This window comes from Luteimonas aquatica (assembly GCF_022662575.1).
GTDB lineage: Bacteria > Pseudomonadota > Gammaproteobacteria > Xanthomonadales > Xanthomonadaceae > Luteimonas > Luteimonas aquatica.
This window is the reverse complement of record NZ_JALBFU010000032.1, coordinates 1-1,685: the sequence shown is the minus strand read 5'-3', so window position 1 is coordinate 1,685 and position 1,685 is coordinate 1. Positions and strand designations below refer to the sequence as shown.

Genomic DNA, 1,685 nt, shown 5'->3' with positions numbered 1-1,685 from the left:
CCAGCGGGTTGTTGAACACGTAGGTGTAGGCGTTCCAGCTCTGCGGGTTGTCCGGTTCCTGGATCACCGGGTCCGGCTGCAGGAAGCGGCCGACGTAGTGGTCGTAGATGCGGCCGTTCATGTGGATGATGTTCAGGCCCGCGCCATCGACCATCTCGTGCCCGGTGAACCCGCGCGTGGTCAGCGTCGGCACCGTGCCCGGCGCGGCATTGCCGCCCTGCGTCTGGGTGTTGCGCCGCCCGCCGTAGGCCAGGAAGTCCATGCTGTTGACCACCGTGCCGGCCGCGTTGGCGATCCGGATCAGGCTGCCCAGCTGGTCGTGGAACAGGTAGTAGTTCGCCGCCGTGCCGCTCGGGCTGCTGCTGGTCTGCAGCATCACCCCGCCCACGGTGCGCTTGTAGGTGGTCGCCGCGCCGACCACCTCGACCTCGACGTTGCCCAGGTAGTAGGTGGTCTTGGCCCCGTCCACCCGCTTGTAGCGCGCCCCGTCGCTGCCGTACCAGAACCGCGTGCTCGCCCCCGAGCCGCTGGTCATCTCGTACGCCTGGTCGTCCAGGGTGTACTTGATCGCATTGTCGGAGGCGGCATTGGTCGCATCGCGCAGCGTCGTGTTGCCGCGGGCGTCGTAGTACTGCAGCAGGTGGTCGCCCCCGGAGACCAGGTCGGCCACCTGGTGGGCGCTCTTGGCCCCGTCCGTGCTGCCGCCGCCGTAGGCGCTGTTCTTGGCATCGCCCAGCCCGCAGCCCGCCCGCCCGGCGTAGGTGTAGTCGCGCGCCGCCCAGCCGGTGTTCTCGCGCCGGCACAGGTTGCCCAGCGCGTCGTACTCGAAGTACTGCACGCGCTGGTTCACCGTCACCCCGCCCTGCATCAGCAGCGTGCCGCTGCTGAGCCGGTTCAGGCTGTCGTAGGCATACCCCTCCAGGTAACGGTCTTCCTTCTGCTGGGTGGTCAGGTTGCCCACCGCGTCCCAGCCGTAGCCCTCCTTGACCAGGTTGCAGCTCGCCCCGCCCGCGCAGATCTCGCTGATCCGCCCGGTCTGCGGCCAGTACTGCCGGCTCACCTCCATCGCCGTGCTGTTGCCGCGCCGCTCCCGCACCACGTGGCCCCAGGCGTCGACCTCCAGCGTGGTCACGTAGGTGTTGGCATCGGCCGGACACGTGTCCACCGTATCGGTGGCGCTGCTGTTGCACACCGACTTCACGAAGCCGCGCACGGTGAACTCGGTCTTCGCCCAGCGGCCGCTGGCATCGAGCGCCTTCCACGCCCGGCCCAGCGCGTCGTACTGGGTCTGCAGCGGATACGACTTGCCGTCGATGCTCGTGGTCACCGACACCGGACGCCCCAGGGCGTCGTAGCCGTAGGTCCGGCCGAAGTCCACGTCCAGCGCCGGCTGCGTCCGCCAGTCGGTATAGCTGCCGGCGATCGACTCGCTGGCCAGCTGGCCCAGGCCGTTGGCCGCGGTGTCGAACACGTACTCCGAGCGCGTCTCCACCGCCTCGGTGGCATCCGGATACTTGCGCCAGACCTTCTTCAGCCACACCCGCCCGCGGCCGTCGTACCAGTTCTCGATGCGGTTGCCGTAGGGGTCGGTCTGCTGCACCAGCTCGCCCAGGGCGTTGTAGCGGAACCGGGTGACGCCGCTGTCCGGGTCGTTCTGCTGGGTCTTGCGGCCCATGCTGTCGTAG

The 1,685-nt window shown here is 68.9% G+C and carries 1 protein-coding gene; it reads right to left on the bottom strand.

The window, feature by feature from the left end:
• On the bottom strand, positions 1-1,685 hold a 1,685-nt coding region (locus tag MD221_RS17370; RefSeq protein WP_242113414.1), incomplete at both ends, for an RHS repeat-associated core domain-containing protein.